General features: G+C 61.7%; 20 protein-coding genes. 6 read left to right on the top strand and 14 right to left on the bottom strand.

The genetic code is table 11. The features are described from left to right. Nucleotides 1–24: 24 nt before the first annotated feature. The 5 genes from FEZ60_RS03060 to FEZ60_RS03080 form a co-directional block, all read right to left on the bottom strand. Entirely contained in the window at nt 25–450 is a 426-nt protein-coding gene (locus FEZ60_RS03060) for a hypothetical protein (RefSeq protein WP_202025587.1), read from the bottom strand. Between the two features lie 197 nt (nt 451–647). Beyond that, complete coding sequence (locus tag FEZ60_RS03065) at nt 648–1,577, bottom strand: TIGR01777 family oxidoreductase (RefSeq protein WP_242484369.1); 930 nt, start codon at nt 1,575–1,577, stop codon at nt 648–650. Next, nucleotides 1,574–2,251, bottom strand: coding sequence for a TetR family transcriptional regulator (locus FEZ60_RS03070; RefSeq protein ID WP_172935486.1), 678 nt, complete (start codon nt 2,249–2,251; stop codon nt 1,574–1,576). The genes FEZ60_RS03065 and FEZ60_RS03070 overlap by 4 nt, the downstream gene beginning before the upstream one ends. Nucleotides 2,252–2,328: 77 nt before the next feature. Continuing rightward, complete coding sequence (locus FEZ60_RS03075) at nt 2,329–2,655, bottom strand: TfoX/Sxy family protein (RefSeq protein WP_116103202.1); 327 nt, start codon at nt 2,653–2,655, stop codon at nt 2,329–2,331. A 79-nt stretch (nt 2,656–2,734) separates the two neighbouring features. Then, nucleotides 2,735–3,871, bottom strand: coding sequence for an NAD(P)/FAD-dependent oxidoreductase (locus FEZ60_RS03080; protein WP_172935487.1), 1,137 nt, complete (start codon nt 3,869–3,871; stop codon nt 2,735–2,737). A gap of 83 nt (nt 3,872–3,954) precedes the next feature. Between FEZ60_RS03080 and FEZ60_RS03085 the strand changes: the two genes are divergently transcribed. After that, complete coding sequence (locus FEZ60_RS03085) at nt 3,955–4,626, top strand: TetR family transcriptional regulator (protein WP_172935488.1); 672 nt, start codon at nt 3,955–3,957, stop codon at nt 4,624–4,626. A 151-nt stretch (nt 4,627–4,777) separates the two neighbouring features. On the opposite strand, the gene FEZ60_RS03090 is transcribed toward FEZ60_RS03085, so the two are convergent. Then, a complete protein-coding gene (locus FEZ60_RS03090; RefSeq protein ID WP_033232119.1) occupies nt 4,778–5,128 on the bottom strand; it encodes a DUF1801 domain-containing protein in 351 nt (116 codons plus the stop codon). A 71-nt stretch (nt 5,129–5,199) separates the two neighbouring features. On the opposite strand from FEZ60_RS03090, the gene FEZ60_RS03095 reads away from it, so the two are divergent. Together FEZ60_RS03095 and FEZ60_RS03100 are read left to right on the top strand one after the other, a co-directional pair. After that, the gene (locus tag FEZ60_RS03095; protein WP_172935489.1) at nt 5,200–5,784 is read left to right on the top strand and encodes a hypothetical protein; all 585 of its coding nucleotides are present in this window, start codon (nt 5,200–5,202) and stop codon (nt 5,782–5,784) included. A gap of 50 nt (nt 5,785–5,834) precedes the next feature. Beyond that, nucleotides 5,835–5,975 (top strand): hypothetical protein, encoded by a 141-nt coding sequence (locus FEZ60_RS03100; RefSeq protein WP_155276677.1) that lies wholly within the window; start codon nt 5,835–5,837, stop codon nt 5,973–5,975. Here the strand turns inward: FEZ60_RS03100 and FEZ60_RS03105 are convergent. The 6 genes from FEZ60_RS03105 to tkt form a co-directional block, all read right to left on the bottom strand. Next, nucleotides 5,972–6,898 carry an SDR family oxidoreductase gene (locus FEZ60_RS03105; RefSeq protein WP_172935490.1) on the bottom strand — a complete coding sequence of 309 codons (927 nt, stop codon included), beginning with the start codon at nt 6,896–6,898 and terminating at the stop codon, nt 5,972–5,974. The two genes, FEZ60_RS03100 and FEZ60_RS03105, sit on opposite strands and share 4 nt — an antisense overlap. 306 nt (nt 6,899–7,204) lie before the next feature. Beyond that, nucleotides 7,205–7,945 (bottom strand): 6-phosphogluconolactonase, encoded by a 741-nt coding sequence (pgl, locus tag FEZ60_RS03110; protein WP_095886271.1) that lies wholly within the window; start codon nt 7,943–7,945, stop codon nt 7,205–7,207. Beyond that, entirely contained in the window at nt 7,938–8,846 is a 909-nt protein-coding gene (gene opcA, locus FEZ60_RS03115) for a glucose-6-phosphate dehydrogenase assembly protein OpcA (RefSeq protein WP_092808104.1), read from the bottom strand. The genes pgl and opcA overlap by 8 nt, the downstream gene beginning before the upstream one ends. Next, the gene (zwf, locus tag FEZ60_RS03120; RefSeq protein ID WP_033232114.1) at nt 8,846–10,390 is read right to left on the bottom strand and encodes a glucose-6-phosphate dehydrogenase; all 1,545 of its coding nucleotides are present in this window, start codon (nt 10,388–10,390) and stop codon (nt 8,846–8,848) included. Before zwf ends, opcA begins: the two co-directional genes overlap by 1 nt. A gap of 4 nt (nt 10,391–10,394) precedes the next feature. Continuing rightward, on the bottom strand, nt 10,395–11,519 hold the full coding sequence (gene tal, locus FEZ60_RS03125; RefSeq protein ID WP_045068064.1) for a transaldolase: 1,125 nt from the start codon (nt 11,517–11,519) through the stop codon (nt 10,395–10,397). 5 nt (nt 11,520–11,524) lie between these two features. Next, entirely contained in the window at nt 11,525–13,627 is a 2,103-nt protein-coding gene (tkt, locus tag FEZ60_RS03130) for a transketolase (RefSeq protein ID WP_095886272.1), read from the bottom strand. Nucleotides 13,628–13,843: 216 nt separating this feature from the next. On the opposite strand from tkt, the gene FEZ60_RS03135 reads away from it, so the two are divergent. Then, entirely contained in the window at nt 13,844–14,827 is a 984-nt protein-coding gene (locus FEZ60_RS03135; RefSeq protein ID WP_045068066.1) for a heme o synthase, read from the top strand. Nucleotides 14,828–14,845: 18 nt separating this feature from the next. Here the strand turns inward: FEZ60_RS03135 and FEZ60_RS03140 are convergent, their stop codons facing one another. After that, nucleotides 14,846–15,811: a quinone oxidoreductase gene (locus tag FEZ60_RS03140; RefSeq protein WP_172935491.1), complete on the bottom strand. Its 966-nt coding sequence runs from the start codon at nt 15,809–15,811 to the stop codon at nt 14,846–14,848. Nucleotides 15,812–15,894: 83 nt separating this feature from the next. On the opposite strand from FEZ60_RS03140, the gene FEZ60_RS03145 reads away from it, so the two are divergent. Then, the gene (locus FEZ60_RS03145; protein ID WP_033232110.1) at nt 15,895–16,263 is read left to right on the top strand and encodes a hypothetical protein; all 369 of its coding nucleotides are present in this window, start codon (nt 15,895–15,897) and stop codon (nt 16,261–16,263) included. Between the two features lie 61 nt (nt 16,264–16,324). Here FEZ60_RS03145 and FEZ60_RS03150 read toward each other — a convergent pair whose 3' ends face one another. Beyond that, complete coding sequence (locus FEZ60_RS03150; RefSeq protein ID WP_172935492.1) at nt 16,325–16,954, bottom strand: MerR family transcriptional regulator; 630 nt, start codon at nt 16,952–16,954, stop codon at nt 16,325–16,327. 101 nt (nt 16,955–17,055) lie between these two features. Between FEZ60_RS03150 and FEZ60_RS03155 the strand changes: the two genes are divergently transcribed. Continuing rightward, a complete protein-coding gene (locus tag FEZ60_RS03155) occupies nt 17,056–17,535 on the top strand; it encodes a DUF4188 domain-containing protein (protein ID WP_172935493.1) in 480 nt (159 codons plus the stop codon).

Raw genomic sequence — 17,535 nt, forward strand, 5'->3', positions numbered from 1 at the left:
AACGCCGCTCGTAATCTCGAGGCTCTAAGTGGTGGCCTGCGCTCTGATCAGTTGCGCGAGCGTCGATGACGTAATGCACAGAACTAGCGCGGAGATCACGACCAACCAGAGCCCCCATCCCACTGACGGTCCAATGATCTTTCCGGCGATCTCGGTACCGCGTTGGAGTATGCAGGCGGCGTTGCCGACGGCAACGATCAAGACTGCGATTCCCGCCAAGGGGCCAATGCAGTGGTTCTTCACCTGCGGTGTGACGCCCCTCGAAAGAAGCGGAGTCAATGCGAAAGCCGCACCGATCCCGAGGATCAGGGTGATCACGCCGCATTCGCCGATACCGGAACTACCCAGCGCGAGGAACGACGTCCACGGACCGATGCTGCCGATGATGATGCCGACACACGAGAGCGCTGCTGCGATCAGATTCGGCCTGAAATGAGCAGGCATCGGCATCTGAGGTACCCGGGGTGAAATCCCGAACGGCTGCTGCTCATACGGCTGACTTACCCGAATAGTCACTGGGTGGACCGACTCTCTCTAACAACGTTGTTGCTCATGTCTAGCTTCTTCGGAGTCTAGGGACCGCCCTCTGTGTTGTGACCGATTCGACAATATTCAATTGAACGTGAGTGCAGACCTGGCCCGGACTGTCAGCCCAAAGCAACGGGAAGCAAGCCTCGCGGAGTCTCCTGAACTATCTGGTTGAGCGCCGTGTCCAGCGTCGGAAATGTGAACTCGAAGCCGGTATCGGCGAGCACGCCCGGGTCCACCCAGCGGCTCTTGAGCACTAACTCGGCTTCGGTGCGTATTACGCGTGCGCCCAACTTCAGCATCCAGCCGGGCGTCGGCAACCCGCGCGCTCGACCCAGGGATGCACGCACCTCACGCATCAACACGTCGTTGGTCACCGCAACGGGCGAGGCGACATTGACCGGACCGGAGATGGCCTGGTGCTCGTAGACGTGGGTGATGGAACGAACTAAGTCATCGACGTGAACCCAACTGAACATCTGCCGACCGTCGCCCATTCTTCCGCCGAAGCCGACGCGGGCCAGATTGATGAACGGATTAATCGCCCCGCCGCCGGCGCCGAGCACGATCGACATCCGAAGCGCCACCTTGCGAACGGTTGTCAGTGCCTCGAACAGCTCTTGCTCCCAAGCTCGCGCGACAGCCACCGAGAATCCTGTTCCCAGCTCGCCGGTCCTCTCGTTCATCGGCCGATCACGAGCGTCCCGATAGATTGTGCCGGTGCTGGCATTTATCCAGAGTGATGGCGGCTGTGGTGTGCGGGCCAGTGCGCGACCAAGCTGCGCCGTGGTTTCCACCCGTGAGGAAAAGATCTCATCGGCGTTGCGCTTGTTGTAGCGGCAGCTCACCGAGCGTCCGGCGAGATTGACAACCAGATCCGCTCCATCCAGAACGTCGACGACGCCTTGTCTGTCGGACCAAGTGGCATCACTCGAGTCGCTCCGCCCGATCGTCCGAACATTGATCCCACTGGCTTCGAGCGAGCGACGAAGGTACTGCCCGATATAGCCCGACGCTCCGCAAATGACGACGTAATTCATGGTGCTCATCGCACGGTCTCCTCGTCTCGCGCAGTGACTTTGGCCATCAATTTCGTGACGTCACCGACCAAGCTCCTGGCCACTGGTAGGCGGGCGAGTTTGACGGTTTTCGCGACCACTGGGGCGAGACCGTCGACCAATGCACGCGTACGTGCTTGTCCGGGCGACGAATCGGTGACCCAGTGCAGAGTCACACCCATATAGGTGAGCCACAGAAGTGTGGGGAGCTGTTTCTCCAATGAGGGCGGTGTCCGCTGGTGGGAGGCAGTCAGAGCCTCGCGCATCAGATCGATCGCCATTGCTCGGGCATCGGTGGACTCGACCGAAAACGGGCTGGATCGCGAGGTGGTAGGTAACGCACTTTGCAGGAATGTTCCGCCGAAGTCGTGATAGGGCGTCATGACATCGAGTCCGGAGTGCAGAACTGTCTTCAGGTTCTCCGTGAGTGAGCCGCCCTGGCGCAACAGTGGAAGTGCCCGATCGCGGTGATCGCGCTGGACGACCAGATACAGCTCATGGACAAGTTCGTCCTTGCTGGCGAAGTAGTAGTAGGCATTTCCGAGAGAGACGCCTGCCTCGCTTGCGATCCGGCGCATGGTTGTCGACTGGAAGCCCTCGTCGCGGAAGAGTCGCAAGGCGGTATCCACAAGCTTTTCCCGCGTCTCAGTTCCGCGACTACTCATGACGTCTCCTAGTTTTGAACGTGTTCAAAACTGAGTCTACGCGCCATAGTTGAACGTGTTCAATTAGAGGTGTGAGGCTACTGTGAGTGCGCGAAATCCAGGGCTTCCTTGATCCAGGCGTTGAACTCCACGGTTGAACTGGTGCCAGTGCGATCGACCTCGACCCACCCTTTGCTCATCGGCTTTCCGCGCATGTCAGGCCAGTGTGCGCCCTTGTGTAGCAGCAGTTCGTCGACGCGTTCCGGCGCGCAGCGGATCAAGAGGTTGCCGTGAGAGTTCGCTGCGACCGCCAATTGTCCGTTGACCATGTAACTCAGGCCGCCGAACATCTTCACCTCGCTGACGTCGTCCTCGCTCACGAGTGCATCGCGGATCCGGTCTGCCAGTGCTTTGTCGTATGTCATGTGACCATCCCTCGATGTCGATATCGCGTACCCGGTACGGATATGTCTCACAAGCGTGACATGCGACGACCGATAAGCGTTACGAATGCGCAGGCTGTGGGGCGGTGAAGAACTCGACGAGTGAGAACGGAGCGCGGTCGCCAAGGCAGAGTCCCAGGATCACGTCTGCGTCCGCAGCTTCCGATTGGCTGCGGGAGAACATCGCCGCTTCGTAGTCGGCAAGTGCCTCTTCGAGATTGTCAGGATGCGCTGCAATCGCCTTCCCGAGTTCGGCGCCGTCGTACATTGCCAAGTTTGCTCCCTCGCCGGACGGCGCCATCAGGTGCGCCGCGTCACCGAGGAGCGTCACCCCCGGAACGTGGTCCCACTGGTGATCACTTGGGAGAGCGTGGATCGGACGCGAGATCAGCGCGGTTTCGCCCGCGGTGATGAGCGCGGTGAGTTCTGGTGCCCACCCGTCGAATTCGGCCGCGACTCGAGCAATCGATGTGGCGGTGTCGGTGAAATCGATGCTCGCAATCCACTCGGCGGGCCGGTTCAGTTGAACGTACGTGTGAATGACGCCGCCGGACTCGCGGTGCGCGGTGATTCCCTTACCTGGGGCGAGCGCATACAGAGCGCCGCTGCCGACTATGTCGGCTGTCGCGGGGTGTCGCTCGTCAACATCGTGCAGGTATGTCTCGATGAATACGGTGCCCACGTACTCGGGTGCGGCGTCGGAGAGCAGAGGTCGAATCTTCGACCACGCGCCGTCGGCGCCCACGAGAAGGCCGGTAGTGACGGTTGTGCCGTCGTCGAAGGTGAGTTCGTGCCGGCCGTCGCCGAGGGAAACGGCACTGGACACTTTCCGTCCCCACTCAATGGTTCCGTCAGGTAGTGAGTCGAGCAGGATCTGGCGAAGATCCCCGCGAAGCACCTCGGGGCGTCCACCGGTGCCGTCGTCCGGTTCGTCGAGCAGCACCGTGCCGTGTTGGTCGAGTATCCGTGAAGCCGCGCCACCTTCGTGGATGATCGCGCGGAACTGGTCGGTGAGACCGGCCGCTGCGAGCGCAAGTTGTCCGTTGTTTTCGTGGATGTCGAGCTGGCCTCCCTGCGTGCGGGCTTCTTTGGAGGGTTCCGACTCGTAGATCGTTGCAGCGATGCCGTGAACGTGGAGGACACGCGCGAGGGTGAGGCCGCCGAGGCCGGCTCCGATGATCGTGACTGGAGTTGTCATGGTTTTAATTCCTTTCAATGAGATTGGAACGTTGTTCCATTGTCGATCTTGGAACAGTGTTCCAGATATGTCAAGATGGACAGATGGACACAAAGTCGCAGCGGAACGAACGACGCACGGATGCACTGTCGAAAGAGCGAATCGTCGAGGCCGCGATCGAGATCCTCGACACCGAGGGCGAGGGCGCGCTGACATTTCGCGCGTTGGCGTCTCGCCTGGCAACCGGAAGTGGCGCAATCTACTGGCACGTTGCAAACAAGAACGAACTGCTTGCAGCGACGACCACCGACGTCATCACACGTGTTATGACCGGCGTCGTCCCAGGGGCGACGCCGCGGGAAACCATCCGCACTACTGTTCTCGATGTCTTCGACGCAATCGACGCGCACCCGTGGGTCGGCACCCAGCTCTCTCGTGAGCCGTGGCAGTCCGCGGTGCTGCAGATATTCGAAGGCGTTGGCCGGCAACTCCAAGAACTCGGAGTTCCCGAATCCGCGCAGTTCGACTGCGCTTCCGCACTCGTGAACTATGTCCTCGGCCTGGCCGGACAGTATGCCGCAGGGGCCCGCCTTCACGCACGCGAGACGGATCGATCGGCCTTCCTCGCGACAATCACCTCAGGGTGGGAACAACTCGACTCAGCCGAGTACCCGTTCTTACGTCAGGTGGCACCGCAGTTGCGTGATCACGACGACCGCGACCAATTTCTTGCCGGCATCGATCTCATCCTGGCCGGAATCGCGACTGTCCGATAGACGGCCTAACGCCTTGGTTGCCACTGACTGTTCCGGTGGGCTGAACCGTCGATACCACCACTGCCGCAGGGGTATTGTGCATCCGCGCGGTTGATCAACCGCGCGGATGCACAATTCGCGCGCGGATGTTGGAAGCCTTCGGAAGGCCGGGTTAGTGTCTGGCCGCGAGCAATTCGGTAATCCTCGCGACGAGGTCGAGCGGGATCGGCTTGTTCAACGGAAACTTCGCCGTCGCTTTGGCTGATCGATACGGGTCGATTGCCTTCTCGAATTCGGCGTCGCCCTCGGGGAGTGGATACATCGAAATGTGGTGTTTCCATCCGGCAAAATGCACCAGGCTTTTGCCGTCGACCGTGATGGTCGGCATTTGGTAGCTGATGGTTTCGCCGACGCCGGGGACTGCTTCGTGGATGGTCTGACGGACGCTCTCGAGCACCGGTTGCACATCGATCGGGAAGGACGCGATGTACTGGTCGATCGTCTCGGGGCTTTCTGTGGTCACGTGTCGAACATATCGTCATCGAGCGTTGTCGACTGTGCATTCGACAATCGATTGAGCAGTACGGTGCATTCATGCGGTATTCACGGGAATTGCTGGGCGTTGCGGCCGTCGCCTTGTTAGTGGGATGTGGTGCGCCGAGCAACAACGCGGACGACGTTGCGCCACCGACGTCGCGGGTGAATGTGCCCGGCCTGGTGGAGCCAACGTGCCTGGCCGGTAACCTTCTCGGATTCTCGGACTTGCCGCAGGCAGCAGCACCGGTTCCAGAACCGCGGCCGATCCCGGCTGATTTTGTGCCCGTCCGAGTGGTCACTTGTGAGGGTGACTGGAGCGCTGGCGTCGTAGAGCACTCAGTGTCGTGGGTCGAGGAACGACGTGAGGGCAATATGGACGCCGTTATTGCAGGCTACCGGCTTCCGTCCGATGCACCGCCGGAAATCCGCACCTGCTTTGTGGACCAGCCGACGCCTCCGATTGTGTGGCTCGTAGACGATCAAGGCCTGGGACTGCTTGCTCCGGACCTGCCGACAAATGAGTGTGGCGCGTTTAAGTGGGAGGCGATCACTGCCATCCAGGAGCTACCGGTCACTGAACGGATTGTCCACCTCATCCCAGTTTCGCCGACGGTCGAAGCTCGGTTCATCAAACCGGAGTGATGGGTCAGGCCCCCGATCTACCCACGCGTTCTGAAATGAGACCATTAGGTATGGCGAATCTGGAACCTTGGGAAATCTCGAGATTGACTACCCACCTTCGTGCATATTTGGTCAACGCGAAGCGCTTTGTTCAAGGGTGGTCATTGCGTGAGGTCGAGGACAAGCGCGACGACCATCGTGCCGTCGATTAGTCCGGCTTCGGCTGCCAGAAGTTGGGCCTCGAACCATCTATGTCGGCGAACCCGTACTCTGCTCCGAGTTCACCCGAACTGACAGATCGCTGATTCCATCGGGCACGATTCGGATCAGCGGCAAGGGCGGCCACTGCGCGTCCGACAAATCTCGGCGACTCGGAACGAGCAAAATCAGGTGGCGCAGTCGGCCCATCCCGATTCGGCAGTAGTGCGTCGCGCCAATTCGATTCTGTGACACCAAAATTATCGAGCATCATCTCCGATCGCAGGAAACCCGGAGTAATGGCAACGGCGGAACATCCGAACGGGCCAAGTTCATGGCCCTGCGAATATGCGAGCCTGTTCACCGACACTTTTGCCAAGTCGTAGAACACTGAGATGCGATAGTTCGAGGCGTTGTATTCGGTAGTGCCATCGGTTATTTCGACAACCAGTCCACCTGGCCGATCGATCATGAGCGGCAGCAGATGATGCGACGTGGTGATGTGGGTGTCGATCGCCAGGCGCAAGATGTGAAAGCCTTTGTCCAGATCGTGTTCCCATACCGGAGTGTTCCACTCCGCCGGTCCACCCTTGAGTAACTCTGCGCCCCAGATGTCGTTGACCAAGATGTCGATATGTCCGTAGTCGGTGCGTAGTTGCTCAGCGAGATCAGCAACTCGAGTGCTCTTGAGGTGATCGACGGCAATCGGTACTCCGACGCCACCCAATTCGGTGACCAGAGCGGCGGTCTCCTCGATGGTTTCGCTCCGCGGGTAGTCCGACTGAAGGATGCCGGTGGACGTGCTCCGTCCAGTGCAGATAACCGTGGCGCCCGCCTCGCCTAATGCTGCGGCGATTCCGCGTCCAGCGCCCCGCGTTGCCCCGGCAACAACAGCTACTCGCCCGCGTAGGGCATCAGGTTTAGGTGTCCACGCCATTGTCCGATTCTGCTCGCCGGCGCTGCCACGTTTCAAGGCCTCGAAACACAGGAGGAACCGAAAGCGCTCTGGGCGCGTCAAAATTCATGAGTGCTCAAGAACATGGACCGGGGGGAACATGAATCGTTGTGTCGGGCAGAGTGCCGAGTGGAGAAACGGTGTCACGCCGATGAGTTCGGTTGTGGCACGAAGAAATTCGAGCAGGCTAGCAATTGTGCGTAGCAGCCGTCGTGGGGGAGTGGCCACAGAAGTTCCACCGGCACGGGAGTCGCCCGAAGACGACTCCCGGCCGGAGTGAATCTGAGATCAGGGCAACTGCGAGGCAGCGTCCGAATCGAGGAACCACCGGGTGGCAACCAATCCTGTGGCGCCGGCACATGGCCAGTCGACCGCTGCAGCGCCGCCAACGGCAGCAGCAACAGCTTCAGCCTTTGCTGCGCCGGAAATGAGCAGCCACACTTCCTTCGCGCGCTGAACGGCGGGCAAAGTCAGAGTGATGCGGACCGGCGGGGGCTTGGGGGAGTCCGTCACCGCGACCACAAAACGAGACTCTTCACGAACCGCGTCGGTGTGCGGGAACAGAGAGTTGATGTGTCCTTCGCCGCCCATGCCAAGCAGGTGCACGTCGAATGTGGGGACCTGCTTGCCGTGCGCCTGCGCGCCCAGCAACTGCTCGTAGGCTGTTGCCGCGCCGTCTGGATCGCCTTCGTAGATGCCGTCGGACGCAGCCATCGGATGTACCCGATCCGGATCGACCGGAACATGATCGAGTAGCGCCTCGCGCGCTTGAACCTCGTTACGCTCCGGATCGCCGGCCGGGAGGAAACGCTCGTCGCCCCAGTACAGGTCGATCTGCGCCCAGTCGATATCACCAGGAGTTTTGCGCAACTTTTCGAGCAGTGCGATGCCGGTTCCGCCGCCGGTCAGAACGATGGACGCAACGCCGCGAGTCTTCTGAGCCTCGACGATGGTGTCTACCAAACGTGCGGCGGCCGCATCGACCAACTGGCCCGCGTCCGAAAACTTTTCTACGACAACATCACTCATATGTCACCTTCTCGAGGCCGGCCAGTGCCTCTTCGTAGATTTCGTCAGGATCGAGTCGACGTAGTTCCTCGGCGAGGCAATCGCGTGTCTCCCGGCGACCAAGGGACACAAGTGCATCCGGCTGACCCGTCCGGATCAGCGTTGCAGTTGTGCCCTCCTGCGGGCGGCTGATGGAGATGCTGCGCGTCTCGAGCTTCAACTCGACATTCAGTGCGCCGGTGCGGCGGTATACCGGAACTCCGGTCTTCGCAGCCAACCAGCCAGCCAGAATGTCCAGTGCGGGTTCGGTTTTCAGGCCGGACACCACAGCAGATGTGACGTTTTCGTGTGGCGGCAGATCGAGTGCCGACGCCAGCAGCGCGCGCCAGTACGTGACGCGGCTCCACGCCAGATCGGTGTCTCCGGCGGTGTACGACGCGAGTCGCCCCTTGATAGTCGCCGTCGGATCAGGTGCGCCGGTGGCGTCGGTGATACGACGGACGGCGAGCTTGCCCACCGGATCCTTGGCCGGAATCGCGGGAGCCTCGAGCGGCCACCACGCGACTACCGGTGTGTCCGGGAGCAGGAACGGGATGACAACACTGCTCTCGTGATCCGCCAGCGGACCGTAGAGACGTAGCACCACAACTTCCGAGGCGCCGGCGTCGCCGCCGACGCGGATCTGAGCGTCGAGGCGTGGTTCGCTTTGCTCGTCGCCGCGCAGCAGCACGATGACGCGACACGGGTGCTCGCGGCTTGCTTCGTTGGCTGCCTCGATCGCTTCTTCGGCGTTGCCGGTGTCGCGGGTGCAGACAACAAGAGTCAACACACGACCCAACGTGACAGCGCCGCCGGTCTTGCGTACCTCGACCAGTTTCTTGCTGACCTGGACCGTGGTGGTTGACGGCAAATCGAGAATCACTAGGGTCGCCTCCATTCGCGTCCGGTGCGGTTCAACATTTCGTCGGCAGATTCCGGTCCCCAGGTACCGGCCTCGTACGGGTCCGGTTTGCCGCCGGCAGCCCAATGCTCGAGGACGGGATCGAGGATCTCCCAAGACAATTCGACTTCGGCATTCACCGGGAACAGCGACGGCTCGCCGAGCAGGACATCGAGGATGAGTCGCTCGTAGGCTTCGGGTGAAGACTCGGTGAAGGCCTGGCCGTACGAGAAGTCCATGTTGACGTCGCGTACTTCCATGCTCGATCCCGGAACCTTCGACCCGAAGCGCATGGTCACGCCTTCATCGGGCTGCACCCGGATGACCAATGCGTTCTGGCCGAGATCGTCGGTCATGGTCTTGTCGAACGGTAGGTGAGGCGCACGCTTGAAGACCACGGCGATCTCCGTGACCCGGCGACCCAGACGCTTACCGGTGCGCAGGTAGAACGGCACACCCGCCCAACGTCGAGTGTCGACCTCGAGCGTGATGGCCGCATACGTCTCGGTGATGGAATCAGCCGCGAAGCCGTCCTCTTCGAGAAGCCCGACAACCGGGAGACCACCCTGCCAGCCGCCCGTGTACTGGCCACGGGCCGTGGTCTCGTCGAGAGGTTCGGCGAGCCTGGTGGCGGAGAGGACCTTGATCTTCTCGGCTTGCAGGTTGAGCGGCTCGAAGCTGATGGGCTCTTCCATCGCGGTGAACGCCAGCAGTTGCAGCAGGTGGTTCTGGATGACGTCGCGAGCGGCGCCGATCCCGTCGTAATATCCGGCGCGGCCACCGAGACCGATGTCCTCGGCCATCGTGATCTGAACGTGGTCGACGTAGTGCGCGTTCCAGATCGGATCGAACAGCTGGTTCGCGAAACGCAGAGCCAGGATGTTCTGAACCGTTTCCTTGCCGAGGTAGTGGTCGATACGGAAGACCGTGTCCTCGGGGAACACCTTGTTGACCACAGCGTTCAGTTCACGAGCACTTTCGAGATCGTGACCGAACGGCTTCTCGATGACAACGCGTCGCCACTGGCCTTCTTCTGCCTGGGCAAGCCCGGACGACGACAACTGCTCGAGAACCTGCGGGAAATCATCCGGCGGGATCGCGAGGTAGAAGCCGTGATTTCCACCGATTCCCCGCTCGGTGTCGAGTGTGGCCAAAGTGTCGGCCAGGTTCGTGAAGCCCTCGGAATCGTCGAAGTTGCCCTTGACGAATCGGATGCCGTCCGCCAGCCGCTCCCACACGCTCTGCCGGAACTTGGTGCGAGCACCGTCCTTGACCGCGTCCAGAACTACCTGTGCGAAGTCTGCGTCAGTCCAGTCGCGCCGGGCGAACCCGACCAGAGCGAATCCGGGCGGCAGCAGCCCTCGGTTGGCTAGGTCGTAGATGGCCGGCATCAGCTTGCGCCGCGCCAAGTCACCGGTGACCCCGAAAATCACCAGGGCACAAGGCCCGGCAATATGCGGAAGACGTTTGTCCGTGCTGTCTCTGAGGGGGTTGACCCAATCTGATGCCGCCGCGGAATCGCTCACAGGCTCAGCTCTTCTGGGTTGCTGCGCGGAGCTGCTCGGCAGTCGCGTCGAGCAACTCGTTCCACGACACCTCGAACTTGTCGACACCCTCGGTCTCGAGGACATTGAACACGTCCGCGAGATCGATGCCGACGGCTGCGAGCTGATCGAACACTGCCTGCGACTCCTGGGCGGTGCCCGAGACGGTGTCGCCCGTGATCTCACCGTGGTCGGCAAGTGCGTCGAGCGTCTTCTCCGGCATGGTGTTGACCGTGTTGGGTGCAACCAACTCCGTGACGTAGAGCGTGTCCGGGTAGTCAGGGTTCTTCACGCCCGTCGACGCCCACAGCGGACGCTGGGCCTTGGCGCCGTCAGCCAGGAGTCCCTGGAAGCGCGGCTGCACCTCGAAGACCTGCTGGTATGCGTTGTATGCCAGACGAGCATTTGCGAGTGCAGCCTTGCCGCGAAGCTCGAGAGCCTCCGGCGTGCCGATCGCCGTGAGGCGGTTGTCGATCTCGGAATCCACGCGGGAAACGAAGAACGACGCCACCGACTCGATGGACGAGATGTCGCGGCCCGCAGCCTTCGCGGTCTCCAGACCGTCGAGGTATGCACCCATGACGGCTTCGTAGCGCTCGACCGAGAAAATCAAAGTGACGTTGACGCTGATGCCTTCACCGATCACCTTAGCGATGGCGGGAATGCCGGCCAGCGTCGCGGGGATCTTGATGAGGACGTTCGGGCGATCGACGATCTTATGCAGTTCGATGGCCTGCGCGACAGTCGCGTCGGTGTCGTGTGCCAGGCGAGGATCAACCTCGATGGACACGCGGCCGTCGACGCCGTTCGACGCCTCGAACTGCGGAGCCAGGATGTCGCACGCTGCGCGTACGTCGTCGGTGGTGACCGCCGTGATGGTGGCGTCGACATCGGCGCCGCGCTGGGCCAACTCGCGGACCTGCGCGTCGTAGTCCGAACCCTTGGACAGGGCTGCCTGGAAGATCGACGGGTTGGTGGTGACACCCACGATGGACTTGGTGTCGATCAGGTTCTGCAGGTTTCCGGACTGGATGCGATCTCGCGAAAGATCGTCAAGCCAGATGGAAACGCCTGCGGCGGACAGCTTTTCGGTGTTCACATTCTGTGTCATCGAGATCATCCCTTCACAGCGGCGAGGGAGCGCTGCGCGGCTTCGACAGTCGCGTCGGCGGTGATGCCGAACTCCCGGAACAAAGTCTTGTAATCGGCGGAAGCGCCGTAATGCTCGAGCGAGACGGCCTGGCCGGCGTCGCCGAGAATGCGCCACCACGGCATTGCGATACCGGCTTCGACGGATACGCGGGCACGCACGGCCGGAGGAATGACCTCGTCGCGGTATGCCTGATCCTGCTCGAGGAACCAGTCGAGGCACGGAACCGACACAACACGCGTTGCGACGCCCTGAGCTTCGAGGGTTTCGCGAGCCTCGGTGGCGAGGTGCAGTTCGGAACCGGTGGCCAGCAGAATGACCTCGGGAGCACCGTTGGCGGCATCGGCGAGCACGTATGCACCGCGCTTGACGCCCTCGGCTGCCTTCTCCTTGGTGCCTTCGAGAACCGGCACATCCTGGCGGGTGAGTGCCAGAGCGGTCGGGCCCGTCTTGTGCTCGAGGGCTGCCTGCCAGGCAAACGACGTCTCGTTGGCGTCACCCGGACGGACAACGGACAGGTTCGGGATGGCGCGCAGAGCAGCAAGGTGCTCGACCGGCTGGTGCGTCGGGCCGTCTTCGCCAAGTCCGATGGAGTCGTGGGTCCACACGTACGTGACGGCCGTCTTCATGAGAGCGGCGAGTCGAACAGCCGGACGCATGTAGTCGGAGAACACCATGAACGTTCCGCCATAGGGGCGGGTCGGGCCGTGCAGCGCGATGCCGTTGAGAATCGAGCCCATCGCGTGCTCACGGATACCGAAGTGGAGCGTGCGGCCGTAAGGCTTTGCGTTCCAGTCGTTGGTGGAGATGGAGTACGGACCGAAGGAGTCTGCACCCTTGATGGTGGTGTTGTTGCTGCCGGCGAGGTCGGCCGAGCCGCCCCACAGCTCGGGCAGGATCGGGCCGAGTGCGTTAAGCGCTGAACCGGAAGCCTTACGAGTTGCGACGCCCTTGGCATCGGGTTCGTACGTCGGGAGCGCGTCGGCCCAGCCGGCGGGGAATTCACCGGCGAACAAGCGGTCGAACAGTTCCTTGCGCTCGGACTCACGCGACGCCCAAGCGTCGAACTCGACCTGCCACGCCTTGTGCGCGTCGGCTCCGCGGGAGACGACCTCACGGGCGTGAGCCAATGCGTCGGCATCGACGTCGAACGACTTGGCCGGATCGAAGCCGAGAGCTTCCTTGACCGCTGCAACTTCGTCGGCACCGAGAGCGGAGCCGTGAACGTCTCCGGTGTTCATCTTCTTCGGAGCGGGGAAACCGATGATCGTGCGAAGAAGAATGATCGACGGGCGATCGACGACGGCCTTGGCCGCAGCGACTGCGTCGAGAATGCCGGAGACGTTTTCGCCACCCTCGACATGCTGAACGTGCCAGCCGTATGCCTCGTAGCGCTTGCCGACGTCTTCGCCGAGAGCGATCGTAGTGTCGTGCTCGATGGAGATCTTGTTGTCGTCGTAGAAGACGATGAGGTTGCCCAGTTCCTGGACACCCGCAAGCGACGACGCCTCGGACGTGACGCCTTCCTCGATGTCACCGTCGGACGCGATCACGTAGATGTGATGGTCGAAGGGGGAGGAGCCGACCGGGGTTTCCGGATCGAACAATCCACGCTCACGACGAGCAGCCATTGCCATGCCGACTGCGGACGCGAGGCCCTGGCCCAGCGGACCCGTCGTCATCTCGACGCCGACAGTGTGACCGAACTCCGGGTGACCCGGTGTGAGGGCGCCCCACGTGCGGAGAGCTTCGAGGTCTGCCAGTTCGAGGCCGTAACCCGAGAGGTAGAGCTGCGTGTACAGCGTCAGAGAAGAGTGGCCACAGGAGAGGACGAAGCGGTCGCGCCCGACCCATTCCGCATCCGACGGATCGTGGCGCATGACACGCTGGAACAAGGTATATGCCAACGGCGCCAAGCTCATTGCGGTTCCGGGGTGGCCGTTGCCGACCTTCTGAACCGCATCGGCGGCGAGCACGCGGGCGGTATCGACAGCCTTCGTGTCCAGGTCGGTCCAGTCCGAGGGGTGGACTGGCTGTGTGAGGACGTGGATCTCGTCTGTGATCGACACTGGCAGATGTCTCCTGACATTGTGTACGTGGATTGCGAGGGAGAGGTGTCCCTCCGCTGCGTCACCTAGCCTAATGGTCCTGGCTGTCCGGGTCGATTCGGTTCCACGATGACCGCGGTCTACCATCGTCCGTAGTAGCAAATGCGATAGTCCAGAGAAGTGTCAGCAGTGTGTCGTGAAGAGATAGTGCGGTAACGCGTGGTGCAAGGAGAGAACGTGCGGACAGGGCAACAGCCGAGCGGACATGGCTTCGGCAGCCCCGGAGCAGCCCCGCGGGCGACCAATCAGAACACCGTTCTGGGTCGCGCAATGGGGAAGGTTCTGGCTTACATCGCGCTCACGAAGCCGCGAGTCATCGAATTGCTCCTGGTGGCAACAATTCCGGCGATGCTCATGGCTGATCGCGGAAATGTCGACCTGTGGTTGGTGCTGAGCACCTTGTTCGGTGGATGGATGGGCGCCGCGAGCGCGAACTCCCTCAACTGCGTCGTCGACGCGGATATCGACAAGGTCATGAAGCGCACTGCCAAGCGCCCGCTGGCCCGAGAAGCCGTCCCGACGCGCAACGCGCTGGTCTTCGGTCTTGCGCTCGGACTGGCGTCGTTCGCGTGGCTGTGGTGGCGCGCCAACCTGCTGGCCGGTGTCCTTGTTGTCATCACCATCGCGTTCTACGTCCTGATCTACACCATGGTGCTCAAGCGTCGTACGTGGCAGAACGTCGTCTGGGGCGGCGCCGCAGGCTGCATGCCCGTCTTGGTCGGTTGGGCCGCTGTTACCGGTTCGCTCAGCTGGGAACCGTTTGTTCTGTTCCTGATCATCTTCTTCTGGACGCCGCCCCACACGTGGGCTCTCGCGATGCGTTACAAAGAGGACTACAAGGCTGCCGGCGTCCCGATGCTCCCGGTCATCGCCACCGAAGAGCACGTCACCAAGCAGATCCTGTTCTACAGCTGGGCAATGGTTGTCACCAGCCTGATCCTCGTTCCCGCAGCCGGTCTCGTCTACGCGATCGTTGCTCTGCTGGCCGGTGCCTGGTTCTTGCTCCTCGCTCACCAGCTGTACCGCGGAGTCCGCGGCGGCGCAGAGGTCAAGCCCCTCAAGCTGTTCTTGCAGTCCAACAACTACCTGTCCGTGCTGTTCGTGGGCCTGGCCATCGACTCGGTGCTGGGACTGCAGACGATCAGCGAAATGTTCAGCTGACCGCCTGCAGTCGCGAACCTACGGAATCAGCACGATCGATCCCGTAGTTGCCCGGCCTTCCAGATCACGATGAGCCTGGGCAGCATCTGCCAGCGCGTACTGCGCACCCACCCGAATCTTCAAGGTGCCCGCAGCGATGGCGTCGAAGACGTCACCGGCCCGCCACCGCAACTCCTCCGGCGTACGAATGTAATGAGCCAACGTCGGCCGTGTCAGGAACAGTGAACCCGAGCTGTTCAGCCGCTGCGGATCAACCGGCGGCACAGCGCCACTGGCAGCCCCGAACAACGCGACGGTCCCGCGGATTCGTACCGACGCCAGGCTTGCATCGAACGTCGTTGCACCCACCCCGTCGTAGGCCACCGCGACACCTTCACCGCCGGTCAACTCACGTACCCGGGCCGCAATGTCGTCCTCGTATCGCAAAACCTCCGACGCACCGGCCTCGCGGGACAGTTGCTCTTTGGCATCTGACGACACCGTTGTGATGACCTTGGCGCCGAGACTCACTGCCATCTGCGTGAGGATCAATCCGACGCCGCCGGCACCGGCGTGCACAAGCACCGTGTCACCCGGCTGGATCGGGTACGTGGACTTGGAGAGGTAATGCGCGGTCATGCCTTGCAGGAGTGCTGACGCGGCAACCGGCGCAGGGACACCGTCGGGAACTTTTACTGCAACAGTGGACGCGACAGCCACCTTTTCGGCGTAGCTTGCGGTTGCTGCCGCCCATGCCACCCGCTCGCCGACAGTGAACTCCGTTACCTCGGAGCCGACTGCCTCGACGATCCCGGTTCCCTCGTCGCCGGGGATGTAGGGGAGATCCCGTGCATACATGCCCATTCGGAAGTACGTGTCGATGAAGTTGATGCCGATGGCTTCGGTGCGGACAAGGAGATCGTGTGCACCGATCGTGGGCTCGGGTTGTTCGGACAGCGTGAGAACGTCTGGTCCGCCGGTCTCGGAAACATAGATGGCTCGCATCTTGTCTGTTCTACACCTGAGGTCGCGTCAACTCAGGCCATGCCTCATGTTGCGGCCGGACTACCGACCAGTATTGTCGAGCTATGAGCACCGATACCGAGAAGTCGGACGCCACACCGTCCGCGACCGCGCCGGAACTTCCGAAGTCGACGGTCAAAGCGATCACCAAGTTCGTCGCCGAACATGGCGGCACCGCAAGCGCCGTCATTCAGCCCGTCGGCGTTGTTGGAGTGCGCATCACTCTCGTGGGTGCCGACGGCATTCTCGGCGACCAGGTGGTCAAGGATCTTGCTACGGCAAATGCCGTCGTCGCGTCCTTCGACAACGTCACCGTTGCCGAGTGGGAACGTGAACTGACCAGCATCGTCACGCCGGCCGACGGCCACTTCAAGAAGATGGCCGGGTGGGTTGCCCACCAGACGCGCTTCCCGAAGGCCCGCAACGGCGCCTGAACAACCTGATTGCGGCGAATTCCGGCAGCTGATGGCAGGAACTTCGCCGCAATTGGTCTATCTAGTTGGTTTCGTCAAGTCGGAAACTGGCAGCTTCGAGCGCAAGCCGCCGCACTTCGACTAGAGCTCGCTCGTAGATCACCGTCCCGATGAGCATGGTCTCGACGGCAGCGGTGCGATCCGGCATGGATCGAGCGTAGTGAACTTCGGCTTCGGCTGTTCTCTCGACGAAGTCTGCGGAGTTGTCGAAATCCGATACCGCTGCCGGGAAGCCGAACCGGCGCAGAGTCGCGACGAGTTCCGCGAGTCGGTACGGCGCCGGAGCGTCATCCTCGATTTTCCAATTCCTGTGCCTCAGCCACACCTGCACCTCGTCGTACGCCGCCAGGACATCGGCGGACAGGTCGCCGGTCGGAATTTCGTCGAGTCCGTGCATCACCGCCCCGAATGCATCGTGCATCGGGGTTGTCTCGTCTTCCATCGCAGCCAACGTGGCTCGAACTTTCGATATCGACAGACCTCCGATATCGATCAGGGAACGAATCAGTCGTAGGCGCCTCACGTGGTAGTCGCCGTAGTCGGCCTGATTGGTGGCTGATTGTTGACCGCTGGTGAGCAGGCCCTCACGCAGGTAGTACTTGATCGAAGCGATTGATACGCCGCTTCGGGCGCTGAGTTCGGAGATCCTCACAGATTTGCCCTTGACTTCACGTTCGGATAGTAGCACTATCCATTATAGATAGTGCCACTATCCGTATCGAGGCAACATCAAACTGCGATGGAAGGGTTCTCATGAATCGACATCAAGTGCAGAACGGCCGATATACCGCGGCCATCGACGACCAGTTCGTGGTGTTCATCATCGGCATGAGGTTCAACAAGCTCTGGAAGATCCACAAGTGGATCGGCGCGTTTGTTGCGATGCCTCGAATGCTTCGAGAACTGCAGCGATCGCCGGACAAGGGGATGCTCGGGGCACGAATGTCCTGGGGTGGGCGCACGATTACCGTGATCCAGTACTGGCGAAGCTTCGACGACCTCGAAGCGTTCGCGAAGAACCCGAACGATCCACATTTGCCGGCTTGGAGGGCATTCAACCGGCGCGTCGGCAAGAGCGGCGATGTGGGCGTCTATCACGAGACATACCGCGTCGGAAGCGGGCAGCACGAATCGGTCTACGTGAACATGCCCGTCATGGGGTTGGCTGAGGCCACTACGTCCGTGCCAGTGGGGAAGCGACGCGACACCGCAAGGGAGCGGATGGTTCGCTGA

Source organism: Rhodococcus sp. MS16 (genome assembly GCF_013277795.1).
GTDB classification, from domain to species: domain Bacteria; phylum Actinomycetota; class Actinomycetes; order Mycobacteriales; family Mycobacteriaceae; genus Rhodococcus_F; species Rhodococcus_F globerula.

Bases quoted from the DNA above. Each gene is read 5' to 3' on its own strand.
- FEZ60_RS03060 (WP_202025587.1), bottom strand. From the start codon at position 450: ATGCCGATGCCTGCTCATTTCAGGCCGAATCTGATCGCAGCAGCGCTC.
- FEZ60_RS03065 (WP_242484369.1), bottom strand. From the start codon at position 1,577: ATGAGCACCATGAATTACGTCGTCATTTGCGGAGCGTCGGGCTATATC.
- FEZ60_RS03070 (WP_172935486.1), bottom strand. From the start codon at position 2,251: ATGAGTAGTCGCGGAACTGAGACGCGGGAAAAGCTTGTGGATACCGCC.
- FEZ60_RS03075 (WP_116103202.1), bottom strand. From the start codon at position 2,655: ATGACATACGACAAAGCACTGGCAGACCGGATCCGCGATGCACTCGTG.
- FEZ60_RS03080 (WP_172935487.1), bottom strand. From the start codon at position 3,871: ATGACAACTCCAGTCACGATCATCGGAGCCGGCCTCGGCGGCCTCACC.
- FEZ60_RS03085 (WP_172935488.1), top strand. From the start codon at position 3,955: ATGGACACAAAGTCGCAGCGGAACGAACGACGCACGGATGCACTGTCG.
- FEZ60_RS03095 (WP_172935489.1), top strand. From the start codon at position 5,200: ATGCGGTATTCACGGGAATTGCTGGGCGTTGCGGCCGTCGCCTTGTTA.
- FEZ60_RS03100 (WP_155276677.1), top strand. From the start codon at position 5,835: ATGGCGAATCTGGAACCTTGGGAAATCTCGAGATTGACTACCCACCTT.
- FEZ60_RS03105 (WP_172935490.1), bottom strand. From the start codon at position 6,898: ATGGCGTGGACACCTAAACCTGATGCCCTACGCGGGCGAGTAGCTGTT.
- pgl (WP_095886271.1), bottom strand. From the start codon at position 7,945: ATGAGTGATGTTGTCGTAGAAAAGTTTTCGGACGCGGGCCAGTTGGTC.
- tal (WP_045068064.1), bottom strand. From the start codon at position 11,519: ATGACACAGAATGTGAACACCGAAAAGCTGTCCGCCGCAGGCGTTTCC.
- FEZ60_RS03140 (WP_172935491.1), bottom strand. From the start codon at position 15,811: ATGCGAGCCATCTATGTTTCCGAGACCGGCGGACCAGACGTTCTCACG.
- FEZ60_RS03145 (WP_033232110.1), top strand. From the start codon at position 15,895: ATGAGCACCGATACCGAGAAGTCGGACGCCACACCGTCCGCGACCGCG.
- FEZ60_RS03155 (WP_172935493.1), top strand. From the start codon at position 17,056: ATGAATCGACATCAAGTGCAGAACGGCCGATATACCGCGGCCATCGAC.